Genomic DNA, 13,055 nt, shown 5'->3' with positions numbered 1-13,055 from the left:
GCCGGTGCGCTCGGCACATCGCCCGTTCGGCTCGGTTCCGGTCAACCAGATGGCTGCTCGAGGACGGGCGCAGAACCCCCGCGAGTGGCGCAGTGTGGTCAGCTCGGAGGCCCTGGGCCTGGCCATATTGCGCCACTCGCGGGGAGTTGCGCCAAGCCCTCCGCGTACGCTTGGCGCCGATGAGACAACACACGAGGCAGCACGTATGAAGGCCGGTCGCGCCTTGCAGATCGCGACGATCGCGGGAGCGGTCGTGCTGGTCGCCTACGTCGTCGACCTCGTGGCCGGCTCGGATCTGAGCAAGCCTGCCGCCACCACGGGTCGCGTTGCGGTGATCGCCGCGGCGCTCATCTGTGCCGGCATCATCTACCAGCTGTGGAGCGTCCGCCGCGACCACACTCCTCGCGAGCACGCCGCCGTCGCGGCTGCCCTGCTGGGCGGCGCGCTCGCCGCTTCGTCGGCGTTCAGCGCACCTGCCGGGCAGATCTTCGGCAGCTCACTGACCGCCGCGGCCGGCGTCGCCGGCCTGGTCCTGGCACTCATTGGCTCCCGTCCTGCCCCGATCACCACGGAAGGTCATCGATGATCGAGCTCCTCACGCCCACGCAGGTCGACGAGATGCGGCCGGCGGGACGGTTCGTCGCGTCCGTCCTCACCGCGCTCTCCGAAGCAGCCGACGTCGGCGTCGACCTGCTCGACCTCGACGCCCTCGCGCACCAGATGATCCGCGACCGCGGCGCCGAGTCCTGCTACATCGACTACCACCCGTCGTTCGGTGCGATGCCGTTCGGCAAGGTGCTCTGCACCTCGGTCAACGACGCCGTCCTGCACGGGCTCCCGCACCAGTACAAGCTGCGCGACGGCGATCTCGTCAGCTTCGACTTCGCCGCCTCCGTCGACGGCTGGGTGTGCGACTCGGCGCTCAGCGTCATCGTCGGCACGCCGCGTGAGGAGGACGTACGCCTCATCGCCAACGCCCAGGAAGCGCTCGATGCCGCGATCAAGGTCGCTCGCGCAGGCAACAAGGTCGGCGACATCTCGGCGGCCATCGGTGACGTGGGTCGTTCGCACGGGCTCAAGATCAACACGCAGTTCGGCGGTCACGGTGTCGGCCGGACGATGCACGGCGATCCGCACATCGCCAACGACGGACGAGCCGGCCGCGGCTTCCCGCTCAAGCCGGGCCTGGTGATTGCGATCGAGCCCTGGTTCCTCCACACGACCGACGAGATCGTGATGGACGACGACGGTTGGACGATCCGCAGCGCTGACGGTTCGCGCGGCGCCCACGTCGAGCACACGATCGCGATCACGGACGGTGACCCGATCGTCATGACCGCACGCGGCTGAGGCAGCACGACATACGTGCGGAGCCTGTGGTCGTCGACCCGAATGTGACAGGCTTCGACGATGGCGATCAGAATCCAGTGTGCGTGTGTAGACGCTTCCGATCCGATCATGCTCGGGCGTTGGTGGGCCGAGGTCCTGGGGTGGCGGATCACCCTCGAGCGCGACGACGAGACGGTCCTCGAGCCGCCGGAAGGCAGCCCGGAGGACGGCGTGGTGCCCGACCTGCTGTTCCTCAAGGTGCCCGAGGGCAAGACGGTCAAGAACCGGCTGCACCTCGACCTGCGGCCCACTGACCAGGCCGCTGAGGTCGAGCGGCTCGAGGCGATGGGAGCGCGCCGGATCAGCGTCGGTCAGGGCGACGACGTCACCTGGGTCGGGATGGCTGATCCCGAGGGCAATGAGTTCGACGTCCTCCGAGCATTCACAGCTGAGGAGCTTGCGACGCTCGGTGGTTGACGAGCCGCTGAGCAGAGCCAGCTGATCCAAGTCAGCCAAAACGGCCTGCAGGGCCCGGAATCCCCGTAAAATCCCAGGTGATCCCGAAAGGTCTCCGGTGAACCGAGCTGCACTCCCACGGCTCGTCGCACTTGCGTCGCTCTGCGTCGCCGTGCCGGCGCTGACTGTCGGCAGCCCGGCAGCTCACGCCGAGACGCCCGACCCGCGACCCAGCGTCCATCGTTCGGCCAAGGGCGTCCTGTCGTACGACGACCCGCGTTACGACGGTCGCCGGACGATCGCCGTGAAGGGCACGGTCCAGACGACCATCGGCGAGTCCTTCGACGGCCGCCGCGCGGAGCAGTCCCAGGCCATCGTCACGACAGACGGCGACACGATTCCCGTGTCGACCCGCGGCACCGCCCTGCCCACGGGGGGTCGGATTGCCGGCGACCTGGTCGTGACCGACGCGGCGACGCAACCGGTCGCCGCAGCCACCATCACCCCGGCCGCTGTCGCCGCCGCACCGGTGGCGACCGTCCACCACGCGTATGTCGCTGTCGTCGGCACGACCCTCCCGACCATGACTGCGCAGCAGGCCTCGGCGCGGGCCGACCAGATCACCGGCTACTGGAACCAGCAGTCGAAGAACTCGGCCGGCACCAGCCTCATCACCTGGTCGCCGACACCGACTCCGGTGATCTACCAGTCCGACAATGCATCGACGTGTGTCAGCAAGGCCGGCTCCGACGCCATCTGGGACGAGGCGGCTGCCAAGTTCGGCCTCCCGTTCGATGGCTCGACTCCAGACCACCTGATCGTGCTCCTCCCCGGTTGTGGCGGGGGCGGCATCGGCACGGTCGGCACGTCGCTGTCGTCCGGCGGCAAGTCCGCAGTGGCGACCGCGAGCGGAGCCGAGTTCCAGATCGGTGCCCACGAGATCGGCCACAACGTCGGCCTGGGCCACGCCAACATCGAGTACTGCAACACCGACGGAGCCACCAACTGCCACGTCGACGAGTACGGCGACGCGTACAGCGTGATGGCGTCAGCCCTGGGTGGTAACCCCGGCCCGAATCCGTCGGTGGTCGACACCGTGTTCCGGCAGCGGCTCGGCCTGACCGACGCCACGGAGGTCCAGTCGGTGACGCTCCCCGTCGACGCGACTGAGAAGGCAGTGACCCACGTGCATCTCATGCCGCGGGCAAGCACCACCGGCATCCGAGCGGCAGAGATCACCGATCCCTTCACGGGCGAGAAGCTCGTCGTCCAGTACCGGTCGGCCACGGGCCTGGACTCCAACACGGTCTATGCCAGACCGAACTACTCCGAAGACCTCGGGGACGACAGCAACGCGCCGTTCAAGCCCGGCGTGGTCGTCTCTCGTCTCACCTCGGAGGGCGCAACCACAGGGCCGGTCAACCTGCTGATGACCAAACGGATCGACAGCAACTCGGTCCAGACCTCGTTCGGCACCGGCGAGTCGTACGTGAGCCCCACCGGCAACATCAGGATCGACGTGGTGAGCGCAACTGCATCCGTAGCCGACATCAACGTGACGCTCGACGGACCGTTCCTACAGTCCTCCAAGCCCACCGTCACCGGCATCGCGCAGGTCGGCAAGTACCTCACCGCCCAGGAGGGTTCGTGGGAGCCCGGCACGGCATTCACCTACCAGTGGCTGTCGAACGAGACACCGATCGCCGGCGCGACCGCCCGGACGTACAAGGCGACCACCTACGGCAGGACCCTGGCTGTGCGGGTCGAGGGAGCGAAGGCGGGGCGCCTCACCGTTCGCCGGACGTCCGACGGTGTCTTCGTCGAACGCGGCATCTTCACGACCGTGACGCCGACGATCACCGGAACTGCGAAGGTCGGCCGCACCTTGAGCGCGCATCATGGGACGTGGAGCCCAACACCGTCGTGGACCTACCAGTGGCGGGCCAACGGCCACAACATCTCCGGGGCGACGCGCTCGACATACGTCATCTCCAAGTCCCGCGTGGGTCAGCGCATCACGGTGACCGTGACCGGCAGGCGAGCCGGCTACGTCACCAAGTCGCGCGGCTCGTCGAGCACTGCCGTCGTCAAGCGTTAGCTGAAGCCGGGCGGCCGGCGATCCTGCCATGGCGCGGCCTCCTCGACCTGCGCGCAGAGGCTGAACAATGGGCCGTCCGCACCCGGCAGCCCCGCGAGCATCACGCCGACCGGCAGCCCGTCGGCCGTCCAGTGCAGCGGCAGGCTCGCCGCCGGTTGCCCGCTCATGTTGTAGAGCGCGGTGTAGGGCGTGAAGAGCAGCTCGCGGTGGTGGTCCTCCACCGGGTCGCCCGACTCGTTGAACCACTCGACCGGTTGCGGCGGCAGCGCCAGGGTCGGGGTCAGGAAGGCGTCGTACGCCTGGAGGTCCGTGACGACCTGCCGCGTCGTCAGCTCGAGATACTGCAACGCCTGGGTGAGCTCGATCGCCGTCGAGGCGCGGCCGCGATCGCGCCAGTAGCGGGTGTTGGGTCGCAGCACGGGCTCGGCCTCGGGTGGGATGGCCGCCGACGCGATGCCGCTGGACCAGATGACGTTGAACTGCGGCTCGAGCTCCTGCGGGAACGGGTTGTCGATGTCGAAGACCTCGTGGCCGAGCGACTCCAGCAGCCGGCTCGTCACCTCCCACGCCTCGACCGCGTCGGGTCCCGGCTCGATGCCGGCGAGATGGGTCTTCGACCAACGAGCGATGCGCATGGGCCTGGGCGAACGGCGGGCCCACTCGGCATACGGGATCGTCGGCTCCGGCAACGGCCGCACGTCGCCGGGCTCGGGGTGCGCCATCGCGTCGAGCAGCGCGGCGGCATCCCGCACGGTGCGAGTCAGGGGACCGTCGCCGGCCAGCCCGCTCCAGTCCGAGCCGACCGGACCGGCGCTGACCCGCCCCCGGCTGGGCTTGAAGCCGAAGATCCCGCACGCGCTCGCCGGTATGCGGATCGACCCGCCACCGTCGCTGCCCTGCGCCACCGGGACGAGTCCCGCCGACACCGCGGCTGCCGCGCCGCCGCTCGACCCGCCCGCGTTGCGACTCGGGTCCCACGGCGTACGGGCCGGGCCGATGACGTCGTTGTCGGTGTAGGACGAGAGGCCGAACTCCGGGGTGTTGGTCTTGCCGAGACTGATGAAACCGGCCGCCTCCACAAGGTCCACGACGTACGCGTTGACGCCCGGCACGAAGTCGCGCATCGCCGCTGAGCCCATCGACGTCGGGGTGTCCCGGGTGAAGGTCAGGTCCTTGAACGCCGTCGGCACACCGGCGAACGGGGGAGCCTGGCCCGACGCGAGCTGCCGGTCGGCCTCTGCCGCACGTACGAGCGCCTGCTCAGCGGTGACGGTGACGAACGCGCCCAATGATGCGCCGTGCGCGTCGATGCGGTCGAGGTGGTGCTGGACGAGCTCGACCGACGACACCTCCCCGGCCTGGAGCGCGGCGGCCTGCGCGGTCGCGTCGAGCTCGTGGAGCTCGGTCACGCGGTGAGGCCGGACCGGCGCTTGACCGAGGTGAGCAGCACCGTCGCGTCGCTCTTGGCCAGCAGGTGGTGCCTGGCATCGGGTACGTCGAGCAGATCGCCCTCGGACCCCGACCACACCGAGTCGCCCGAGCCGAGCTCGACCTCGCCGGACAGCACCAGCACCGTCGCCTCGCCGGGGTTCTCGTGCTCGTCGAGCTGGAAGCCACCTGCCAACGCGATGACCGTCTGGGTCATCTCGGTGCCGGGGCCTCCCACGGGCATGTAGGCCGCTCGTCCGGCGGTGCTGTCCCGCGCGGTCTCGAGGAGCTCGGCTGCCTGAGTGTGCACGTTGAAGGGATCCATGGCCTCATCTAACTCCCCCTGGGCCCGAACGGCCATGCACCGTCAGTCGGTCACCTTGTCCACATCGATGACCTGACCCGAGAGATCGGCCCGGACGAAGCCGCTCTCGTCGTAGTCCGAGTCGACCATGACGTACGTCGACACGATCTCGCCATCACCCGCGCCGGGTCCGTTGGCGATCTGCAACGTCACGTTCGACACCGTCTCGTCGGGAAGTCCGACGGTCCTGGGCGCGGTCTTGAGCAGGGCTAGCGTTGCCGGCACGTCGAGCTGGGAGAGATCGATCAGGAGACTGGACTTGTCGGTGCGCGACGAACCGGCGCCGAACTTCTCGAAGCCGCCGTCGTAGCGGTACGACTGCGTCCGCCGGCCGGCACCCCCGGAGAGCGGAATCTCGACGATGGCGTAGTCCTCGAACAGGTTGAGCTCGACGACCTGGGTCGTGCCGAACTCGTCCTTGATGTCCGCGACCAGCTTGGTGAGTCCCTTGGTCGTCAGCACCTTGGCACTGTCCGATCCGAGTCCCGGCAGACCGAGCGTGGAGAACGCGACCACAGCTGCGACCACGGCGACGATCAGTGCCCCCGGCAGCCACGGGCGCTGTCGCTGGGTCTCGGGTGCTGTCACGTTCGTCATGACGAGATCCTAGGGCAGCACCGGACATGCTGTCGCAGCGACTGGGCGTCCGCGTCCCACGCCCGGGGACCGACACCATGCCGGCCCACTAGAATCGCCCCGTGGCCACCCCGAAAGTCCTGCTGTTCTACGCGTTCACGCCGCTGGCCGACCCCGAGGCGATCCGCTTGTGGCAGCACACCCTGTGCGACTCGCTCGGCGTACGCGGCCGGATCATCATCACCAAGGACGGCATCAACGCGACCGTCGGCGGCGATGTCGTGCAGCTCAAGAAGTACGTCCGCGGCACCCGTGCCTACGCGCCCTTCAAGGAGATCGACTTCAAGTGGAGCGAGGGCCGGGCGCTCGAGGACGGCACGACCGCCGACTTCCCCCGGCTCAGCGTCAGGGTGCGCGACGAGCTCGTGACCTTCGGCGCGCCCGATGAGCTCCAGGTCGACGAGACCGGCGTCGTCGACGGTGGCACGCACCTGTCACCGGCGGAGCTGCACGCGCTCGTCGAGGCCAAGGACGTGGTGTTCTTCGATGGCCGCAACCAGATCGAGTCGGCGATCGGCCACTTCGCCGGTGCTGTGCGGCCGCCCGTCGAGACGACACGTGAGTTCATCGCGGCGCTCGACAGCGGAGCGTACGACCACCTCAAGGACCAGCCGGTCGTGACCTACTGCACCGGCGGGATCCGCTGCGAGGTGCTCACGCCGCTCATGAAGCACCGCGGCTTCCAGGAGGTCTATCAGCTCGACGGCGGCATCGCGACGTACGGCGAGGCGTACGGCGACGACGGGCTCTGGGAGGGCTCGCTCTACGTCTTCGACGACCGCATCACGATGGACTTCTCGGACCACACCGCGCTGGTCGGCAGCTGCGACACGTGCGATTCGCCGACCAACCACGTGGCCGACTGCGGCGACGTGTCGTGCGTACGCCAGATGGTCCGCTGCGCAGAGTGCCTGCAGGGTGACCAGATGTGCGACGCCCACGCGGCAGTGCCCTCGTGACCGACCGGTTTCCGAAGCAGGTCTTCGACGACGGCGAGGAGCCCGACCCGCGTCTGTCGCAGGCCAACGAGCGTACGTTCCTGGCCTGGATCCGCACGGCACTCGCGCTGCTCGCCGGTGCCGTCGCGGTCCACACCCCCGCTGTCGATCTCGACGTCTGGGTCAAGACCGTCGCGTCGCTGTGCCTGCTGGCCGCGGCAGGCCTCGCGATCGCCCAGTCGTGGACTCGCTGGCGGGCGACCGAGCGCGCGATCCGTTCCGGTGAGCCGTTGCCCGGCTTCGGCGGCCCCGCGATGCTGGCCGCGGTGCTCGGCGTCCTGATCGTGGGCGTGGCAGTCGGCGTCATCGTCGTCGCCGTGCGCTGACGCGTCCTACTGTGAGGTCATGCGGATGACGCGGACCTCGCGGGAGCTCGTGAGGTCCACCCTCGACCTCGCGATCGTCGGCACGTGCCTGTCGGCCGTTGCCGCCCTGGTGGCGCGCTTCCTCGGCTCCGCCGGCGGAGCGCACGAGACCTTCGTCATCGGGTTCTCGATCACGATGCTGTGCTGCGTCATCGCCCTGGTGCTGGCCGTCGTCGCCAAGCTGATCGAGGCCGCCGACCCGTCCTAGGGCCGGATCAGGTGGATCAGGCCCACGATGTCGTCGACGACACCGCGTACGCCCGGCAGCCGGGTCAGTCGCAGCATCCGGTCGATGATCGGCACGGCCTGGTCGACGAGGTCGCGGGTGCGCTGCTGACCGTCGCTGGTGTCGTGCACCCAGAACAGCACGATGCCCATCTGCAGCAGCCAGAGCAGCTCGGGCAGCTCTTCACGCAACGCCTTGTTGAGCTTGAGGTCGGAGCCGTCGAGGACCCGGCCGTGCAGCTCGATGGCTGCCTCTCGGGCGGCCGTCGAGTCCTCGCTGAACGGGGACAGCGGGCTGCTGGGCTCGGCCGCATTCTTGAAGAACTTGCCGGCGAACTCGTGGTACGGCTCGGCGACATCGACCCAGGCGAGCAGCACGCCGCGCAGCCGACCCGTGAAGTCACCCTCGCTGGAGAGCGGCGCCTCGGCGGCCTCGGCGTGCGCGGCCTGGATCTGGTCGTAGTACGCCTGGATCAGGTGTTCCTTGGACGAGAAGTAGTAGTAGGCGTTGCCCACCGACACCCCGGCCTCGTCGGCGATCGCCCGCATCGTGGCTTGGTCGTAGCCGCCCGACCTGAACAGCCCCATCGCCGCGTCGATGATCGACTGCCTGGTCTGCTCGGCCTTGCTCGAGCGCGGCGCGGTGTCGGTCACGATGGCCAATCTATCCGCCCGGCCCGGCTCAGTGCTGGGGTGCGGGCGGGTAGCCCATGTAGGGCTGCGTGGCCTGCTGCGCGTACTGGGCGCGGGCCGCATCGGTGCGGCCTCGGCGACGCATCGACGAGAACACCATGACGTTGACGAAATGGATCACGCCGAGCACCAGCATGACGATGCCGATCTTGACGCTGAGCGTCTCGAAGAGGCCGGTCAGGTCGGCCACCTCGCCGCCGCCGCGCAGGTAGAGCATCACGAAGCCCAGGTTGAGCAGGTAGAAGCCGACGACCAGCAGCCGGTTGATCGCGTCCGCGAGCTCGCGGTTGCTCCCGAAGACGTCGAGCAGGAAGACGCGGCCGTTGTGGGCCAGTGTCGTGGCGACCCACACCGTGATCGGCACGGCGATGAGGAGGTAGGCGACGTACGCGCCGACGGTCCAGTTCATGACAGCTCCATCTTTTGAACGTGTTCAACTATGACACTTCAGACAGTAGCCACATTTCTGAACATGTTCAATATGCGATGGGTCACCCCCACCGGCGCTCCCTCAGGAGGCGCAGTGCACCTGCGGGCTGCCGTATCCCAGCCACCCCTGGCTGGGCGACGGCGAGACCACGGTGGGCACGAACCGGACCCCGTCGGACCCGAGGGGAATCAGCACGTACCTCGCGCTCTGCCCCTCGGCCAGGTTCGCCTCGGTGTTGAGCAGCTCGAGGTCGCTGTAGGTGATGTAGGCCGTGCCAGTCGTGCCCGAGATCGCGTCGTCGTCGATCCCGATGTAGGTCTTGAGCCGGTTGCAGGCCTTGCCGGACAGGTCCCAGTCGACGTACTCGCCCTGCCTGATGGAGAACGAGTTCGCGAAATAGGTGCCCTTGACGTACAGGTCGCCCTGGAAGACCACCGACTGCGTCGAAGACGTGTAGGCCAGGCCGGCCAGGTTGCGCCAGCGGTAGACCGTGACGGTGCGGTTCGAGCTGATGCCCTGGGCCCGCGTGCTGCTCGCGGCCTTGATGACGCGGTACTTGGTCGTGCCGGCCTTGCTGGGCTTGATCGTGACGGAGTACTTGCTCGTCGACGACAGCGTCTTGGTCACGAGCGTCGTCCACGAACCGCCGGCGTACTGTCGCTGGATCTTGACGGTCTTGCCCTTCGCGCTCGGCGAGACCGTGCCGGAGAGCACGAAGGACTTGCCGAGGTCGATCGAGGAGATCGAGACCGAGGCTGTTACGGAGTAGGCGCTGGCCGCCTCGGCGCCCTGCATGGGTACGAGGATCGCGGCAGCCGCGACCAGGACGATGAAGAGCTTGCGCATGACGGGGCCCCTGTGGTGATCGCGACGATGGACGTACGCCGTCAACGTAGGGCCGCAGCGGCGCCCGGGGGCACTGTTTCGGGGCGATGTGAGACCAACGTGAGACAAGCCCCGCGGTGATGTCTCCTACGTCACCGTCAGGCGGCGCAGTGCACCTGCGGGCTGCCGTAGCCCATCCATGCCGTGGAGAGGTCCGACGAGTTGAGGCCTGGCAGGAACCTGATCGTGGTGGTCGCGAGCGAGACCAGGACGTAGCGCGCGCTCTGGTTCTTCTCCAGGGTGTTCTCGGCGTTGAGGACGTCGAGGCCTCCGTTGGTGATGTAGGAGGTGCCCGTCGTTCCACTGACCGAGTCGTCGTCGATCCCGATGTAGACCTTGAGCCGGTTGCAGCCCTTGCCGGCGAGGTTCCAATCGGCGTACTCGCCCTGCTTGATCGACAAGGAGTGCGCGAACTGGGTGCCCTTGACGTACATGTAGCCCCGGTAGATGGTGGGCGGCGTGTAGGTGCCGGGCAGGCCGGTCAGGTAGAGCCAGCGGTAGACCTTGACGGTTCGGCTCGAGCTGATGCCCTGGGCCCGCGTGCTGCTCGCCGCCTTGACCGCGCGGTACTTGGTCGGCCCTCCCTTGCTCGGCGTGATCTTGACGGAGTACTTGCTCGTCGACGACAGCGTCTTGGTCACGATCGTCGTCCACGAGCCACCGGCGTACTGCCGCTGGATCTTGACGGTCTTGCCCTTCGCGCTCGGTGACACCGTGCCGGAGAGGACGAAGCTCTTGCCGAGATCGACCGAGGAGGTCGAGACCGATGCGGTGACCGTGTACGCGGTGGCCGCCTCGGCGCCCTGCATGGGTAGGACGATCGCGGCAGCCGCGACCAGGACGATGAAGAGTTTGCGCATGACGGGGACCCCTGTGGTGATCACGAAGTGGACGTACCCGCTGAACGTATGGCGACCGGGTCGCGGCCGAGCAGCTTTCCGCGCGATGTGAGACCAGGTTGAGACCTGCTGCTGGGCGCCCGTCATCGGCGCTCTGAAACTTTTTCGCAGGTCGTGTCGAAATCCGGCGGCGCCGGTCGACGTACGGGTGAAAGGCTGGTCCGGACGGGCCGCCACCGACACAAGGAGACATCATGCGATTCCTCAGCTACATCGAGTCAGATCCGGCCCAGCCGTGGGGCCCACCGCCGCCTGAGCTGTTCGAGGCGATCGGCGCCTTCGGGGCCGAGGCGTTCGCCGCGGGTGTCGCCGTCGACCAGGGTGGCCTCGCGCCGATCGAGACCAGCCCGCACATCCGCGTGTCGGGCGGCAAGCTCACGATCACCGACGGACCGTTCACCGAGGCGAAGGAGGTCATCGGCGGCTACGGCATGTACGAGCTGCGCTCCGTCGAGGAGGCCGTCGAGTGGTCGCGGCGCTTCATGCAGATCCACCTCGACACCTGGCCCGGCTTCGAAGGCACGAGCGTCGTACGCCAGGTCTTCGGCGCCCCGGACGTGGAGGCCTGACATGCGTTATCTCGTGCTGATCCACGTCAACGAAAACGCCGGCGATGAGCCTCCCGCCAGCCTGATGGACGCCATGTTCGCCCACGTGGCTGATGAGTCGCACGCCAAGGTCATCACCGACGCCGGACTCGCGCCGACCTCGGTCGCGACCCGCATCACCTCTCAGGGCGGCCAGGTCCTGCTGACCGACGGCCCGTTCGCGGAGGCCAAGGAGGTCGTCGGCGGATTCATGCTGATCGACGCGCCGACGTCCGAGGACGCCGTTGAGTGGACCCGCGGTTTCGTCGACCTGCACGCCGAGCACTGGCCCGACCTCGAGGTCGTCACCGAGCTGCGCCAGATCGTCGGCAGCCTCACCGAGGACTGACCCGGGCCGCCCTTTCGCAGGGGCGGCGCTCACGACCGGGCGGGGTGGTTGGATCGGTGCATGGCCGATCACGACCTCCACCGCTCGGTCGAGGCGGTGTGGCGCGTCGAGTCGACGCGACTCGTCGCGGCACTCGTACGCATCACCCGCGACGTGGGACTCGCCGAGGACCTGGCGCAGGACGCCCTCGAGGCCGCGCTCGCGAAGTGGCCGGAGTCGGGCGTCCCGGACAATCCGGGTGCCTGGCTGATGGCGGTGGCGAAGCGCCGGGCCATCGACACGTTCCGCCGTCGTGAACGGCAGGACCGCGCGTACGGCGAGATCGGGGAGCGGAAGGAGGACATCGTGGCCGGCATCGAGTCGTCGATCGACCACGTCGAGGACGACGTGCTGCGGTTGATGTTCATCTGCTGCCATCCGGCGCTGTCGTCCGATGCGCAGATCACGCTGACGCTCCGGCTCCTCGCTGGTCTGACGACCAAGGAGATCGCCCGCTCGTTCCTGACGTCCGAGGCGACGATCGGTGCGCGCATCACGCGCGGCAAGAAGACACTCGCCGAGGTCGACGCCCCGATGGAGGAGCCCGCGGAGGACGAGCGCGCTGCGCGGCTCTCGGCGGTGCTGGGCGTGCTCTACCTGTTGTTCAACGAGGGCTACTCCGCGACCGCCGGTGACGACTGGCTCCGGCCGGCCCTGTGCGACGAGGCCGTACGACTCGGGCGGATCCTGGCGACACTCGCACCGGCCGAGCCCGAGGTGCACGGCCTGGTCGCGCTGATGGAGATCCAGTCGTCGCGCACGGCCGCTCGGACGGACGCCGACGGCGTCCCGATCCTGTTGCTCGAGCAGGACCGCTCCCGCTGGGACCACCTGCTGATTCGGCGCGGCCTGGCGGCCCTCGAGCGCGCCGAGTCGCTCGGCCGCCCGCCCGGACCGTACGTCCTGCAGGCGGGCATCGCCGCGTGCCACGCCCGCGCCCGCACCGCCGGCGAGACCGACTGGGCCCGCATCGCCGAGCTGTACGAACGGCTCGCCGTGCTGTCCGGCTCGGCCGTCGTCGAGCTCAACCGCGCCGTCGCCCTGTCGATGTCCGAGGGCCCCGCGGCCGGGCTCGCGCTCGCGGACCAGCTGATGGACGTACCGGCGCTCGAGGGATATCACCTGCTGCCCAGCGTGCGCGGTGACCTGCTGGCCAAGCTCGGTCGTACGTCGGAGGCGCGGGCGGAGTTCGAGCGGGCCGCCGGCCTGACGCAGAACGAGCGCGAACGCGACCTGCTGCTGCAGCGGGCCGCGGACGTGGGTGATTGACGGCA

Annotated in this window: 17 protein-coding genes; 10 read left to right on the top strand and 7 right to left on the bottom strand. The window is 68.6% G+C overall.

The window, feature by feature from the left end; translation table 11 throughout:
• The first annotated feature begins 205 nt into the window (after positions 1–205).
• The 4 genes from BOSE46_RS19070 to BOSE46_RS19055 all read left to right on the top strand — a co-directional run bounded on the left by BOSE46_RS19070 (position 206) and on the right by BOSE46_RS19055 (position 3,883).
• Entirely contained in the window at positions 206–586 is a 381-nt protein-coding gene (locus tag BOSE46_RS19070) for a hypothetical protein (RefSeq protein WP_159541733.1), read from the top strand.
• Positions 583–1,350 carry a type I methionyl aminopeptidase gene (map, locus tag BOSE46_RS19065; RefSeq protein WP_159541732.1) on the top strand — a complete coding sequence of 256 codons (768 nt, stop codon included), beginning with the start codon at positions 583–585 and terminating at the stop codon, positions 1,348–1,350. The genes BOSE46_RS19070 and map overlap by 4 nt, the downstream gene beginning before the upstream one ends.
• 60 nt (positions 1,351–1,410) lie before the next feature.
• Positions 1,411–1,806: a VOC family protein gene (locus BOSE46_RS19060; protein ID WP_159541731.1), complete on the top strand. Its 396-nt coding sequence runs from the start codon at positions 1,411–1,413 to the stop codon at positions 1,804–1,806.
• Between the two features lie 97 nt (positions 1,807–1,903).
• The gene (locus BOSE46_RS19055) at positions 1,904–3,883 is read left to right on the top strand and encodes a reprolysin-like metallopeptidase (protein WP_159541730.1); all 1,980 of its coding nucleotides are present in this window, start codon (positions 1,904–1,906) and stop codon (positions 3,881–3,883) included.
• Here the strand turns inward: BOSE46_RS19055 and BOSE46_RS19050 are convergent.
• Genes BOSE46_RS19050 through BOSE46_RS19040 form a run of 3 tightly spaced genes read right to left on the bottom strand, consistent with a single transcriptional unit; the run spans position 3,880 to position 6,272 of the window.
• Complete coding sequence (locus tag BOSE46_RS19050; RefSeq protein WP_159541729.1) at positions 3,880–5,292, bottom strand: amidase; 1,413 nt, start codon at positions 5,290–5,292, stop codon at positions 3,880–3,882. The genes BOSE46_RS19055 and BOSE46_RS19050 overlap by 4 nt on opposite strands.
• The gene (locus tag BOSE46_RS19045; RefSeq protein WP_159541728.1) at positions 5,289–5,636 is read right to left on the bottom strand and encodes a hypothetical protein; all 348 of its coding nucleotides are present in this window, start codon (positions 5,634–5,636) and stop codon (positions 5,289–5,291) included. Before BOSE46_RS19045 ends, BOSE46_RS19050 begins: the two co-directional genes overlap by 4 nt.
• A gap of 42 nt (positions 5,637–5,678) precedes the next feature.
• A complete protein-coding gene (locus tag BOSE46_RS19040; protein WP_159541727.1) occupies positions 5,679–6,272 on the bottom strand; it encodes a hypothetical protein in 594 nt (197 codons plus the stop codon).
• Positions 6,273–6,373: 101 nt separating this feature from the next.
• Between BOSE46_RS19040 and BOSE46_RS19035 the strand changes: the two genes are divergently transcribed.
• The 3 genes from BOSE46_RS19035 to BOSE46_RS19025 are packed head-to-tail and all read left to right on the top strand — an operon-like array spanning position 6,374 to position 7,882.
• Entirely contained in the window at positions 6,374–7,270 is an 897-nt protein-coding gene (locus BOSE46_RS19035; protein ID WP_159541726.1) for a rhodanese-related sulfurtransferase, read from the top strand.
• Positions 7,267–7,635: a YidH family protein gene (locus BOSE46_RS19030; RefSeq protein ID WP_159541725.1), complete on the top strand. Its 369-nt coding sequence runs from the start codon at positions 7,267–7,269 to the stop codon at positions 7,633–7,635. The genes BOSE46_RS19035 and BOSE46_RS19030 overlap by 4 nt, the downstream gene beginning before the upstream one ends.
• A 19-nt stretch (positions 7,636–7,654) precedes the next feature.
• On the top strand, positions 7,655–7,882 hold the full coding sequence (locus BOSE46_RS19025; protein ID WP_159541724.1) for a hypothetical protein: 228 nt from the start codon (positions 7,655–7,657) through the stop codon (positions 7,880–7,882).
• Here the strand turns inward: BOSE46_RS19025 and BOSE46_RS19020 are convergent.
• The 4 genes from BOSE46_RS19020 to BOSE46_RS19005 form a co-directional block, all read right to left on the bottom strand.
• Entirely contained in the window at positions 7,879–8,553 is a 675-nt protein-coding gene (locus BOSE46_RS19020; RefSeq protein ID WP_201299678.1) for a TetR/AcrR family transcriptional regulator, read from the bottom strand. The two genes, BOSE46_RS19025 and BOSE46_RS19020, sit on opposite strands and share 4 nt — an antisense overlap.
• Positions 8,554–8,581: 28 nt before the next feature.
• Positions 8,582–9,001 carry a hypothetical protein gene (locus BOSE46_RS19015; protein ID WP_201299677.1) on the bottom strand — a complete coding sequence of 140 codons (420 nt, stop codon included), beginning with the start codon at positions 8,999–9,001 and terminating at the stop codon, positions 8,582–8,584.
• Between the two features lie 102 nt (positions 9,002–9,103).
• Entirely contained in the window at positions 9,104–9,868 is a 765-nt protein-coding gene (locus BOSE46_RS19010) for an NPCBM/NEW2 domain-containing protein (RefSeq protein ID WP_159541722.1), read from the bottom strand.
• Between the two features lie 137 nt (positions 9,869–10,005).
• On the bottom strand, positions 10,006–10,767 hold the full coding sequence (locus BOSE46_RS19005) for a hypothetical protein (protein ID WP_159541721.1): 762 nt from the start codon (positions 10,765–10,767) through the stop codon (positions 10,006–10,008).
• A 233-nt stretch (positions 10,768–11,000) separates the two neighbouring features.
• Here BOSE46_RS19005 and BOSE46_RS19000 point away from each other — a divergent pair, with 233 nt between their 5' ends.
• The 3 genes from BOSE46_RS19000 to BOSE46_RS18990 are packed head-to-tail and all read left to right on the top strand — an operon-like array spanning position 11,001 to position 13,050.
• Positions 11,001–11,375: a YciI family protein gene (locus tag BOSE46_RS19000; protein WP_159541720.1), complete on the top strand. Its 375-nt coding sequence runs from the start codon at positions 11,001–11,003 to the stop codon at positions 11,373–11,375.
• A gap of 1 nt (position 11,376) precedes the next feature.
• A complete protein-coding gene (locus tag BOSE46_RS18995; protein ID WP_159541719.1) occupies positions 11,377–11,742 on the top strand; it encodes a YciI family protein in 366 nt (121 codons plus the stop codon).
• 60 nt (positions 11,743–11,802) lie between these two features.
• Positions 11,803–13,050, top strand: coding sequence for an RNA polymerase sigma factor (locus BOSE46_RS18990; protein WP_159541718.1), 1,248 nt, complete (start codon positions 11,803–11,805; stop codon positions 13,048–13,050).
• Positions 13,051–13,055 lie beyond the last annotated feature (5 nt).

The sequence above is a fragment of the Aeromicrobium sp. 9AM genome, assembly GCF_902506105.1.
In the GTDB taxonomy this organism is placed as follows: Bacteria; Actinomycetota; Actinomycetes; order Propionibacteriales; family Nocardioidaceae; genus Aeromicrobium.
Note: the sequence above shows the minus strand (reverse complement) of the source record. Positions and strands in the feature narration are given on the sequence as shown.

Bases quoted from the DNA above. Each gene is read 5' to 3' on its own strand.
- BOSE46_RS19015 (WP_201299677.1), bottom strand. From the start codon at position 9,001: ATGAACTGGACCGTCGGCGCGTACGTCGCCTACCTCCTCATCGCCGTG.
- BOSE46_RS19000 (WP_159541720.1), top strand. From the start codon at position 11,001: ATGCGATTCCTCAGCTACATCGAGTCAGATCCGGCCCAGCCGTGGGGC.
- BOSE46_RS19045 (WP_159541728.1), bottom strand. From the start codon at position 5,636: ATGGATCCCTTCAACGTGCACACTCAGGCAGCCGAGCTCCTCGAGACC.
- map (WP_159541732.1), top strand. From the start codon at position 583: ATGATCGAGCTCCTCACGCCCACGCAGGTCGACGAGATGCGGCCGGCG.
- BOSE46_RS18995 (WP_159541719.1), top strand. From the start codon at position 11,377: ATGCGTTATCTCGTGCTGATCCACGTCAACGAAAACGCCGGCGATGAG.
- BOSE46_RS19005 (WP_159541721.1), bottom strand. From the start codon at position 10,767: ATGCGCAAACTCTTCATCGTCCTGGTCGCGGCTGCCGCGATCGTCCTA.
- BOSE46_RS19070 (WP_159541733.1), top strand. From the start codon at position 206: ATGAAGGCCGGTCGCGCCTTGCAGATCGCGACGATCGCGGGAGCGGTC.
- BOSE46_RS19010 (WP_159541722.1), bottom strand. From the start codon at position 9,868: ATGCGCAAGCTCTTCATCGTCCTGGTCGCGGCTGCCGCGATCCTCGTA.
- BOSE46_RS19060 (WP_159541731.1), top strand. From the start codon at position 1,411: ATGGCGATCAGAATCCAGTGTGCGTGTGTAGACGCTTCCGATCCGATC.
- BOSE46_RS18990 (WP_159541718.1), top strand. From the start codon at position 11,803: ATGGCCGATCACGACCTCCACCGCTCGGTCGAGGCGGTGTGGCGCGTC.
- BOSE46_RS19040 (WP_159541727.1), bottom strand. From the start codon at position 6,272: ATGACGAACGTGACAGCACCCGAGACCCAGCGACAGCGCCCGTGGCTG.
- BOSE46_RS19025 (WP_159541724.1), top strand. From the start codon at position 7,655: ATGCGGATGACGCGGACCTCGCGGGAGCTCGTGAGGTCCACCCTCGAC.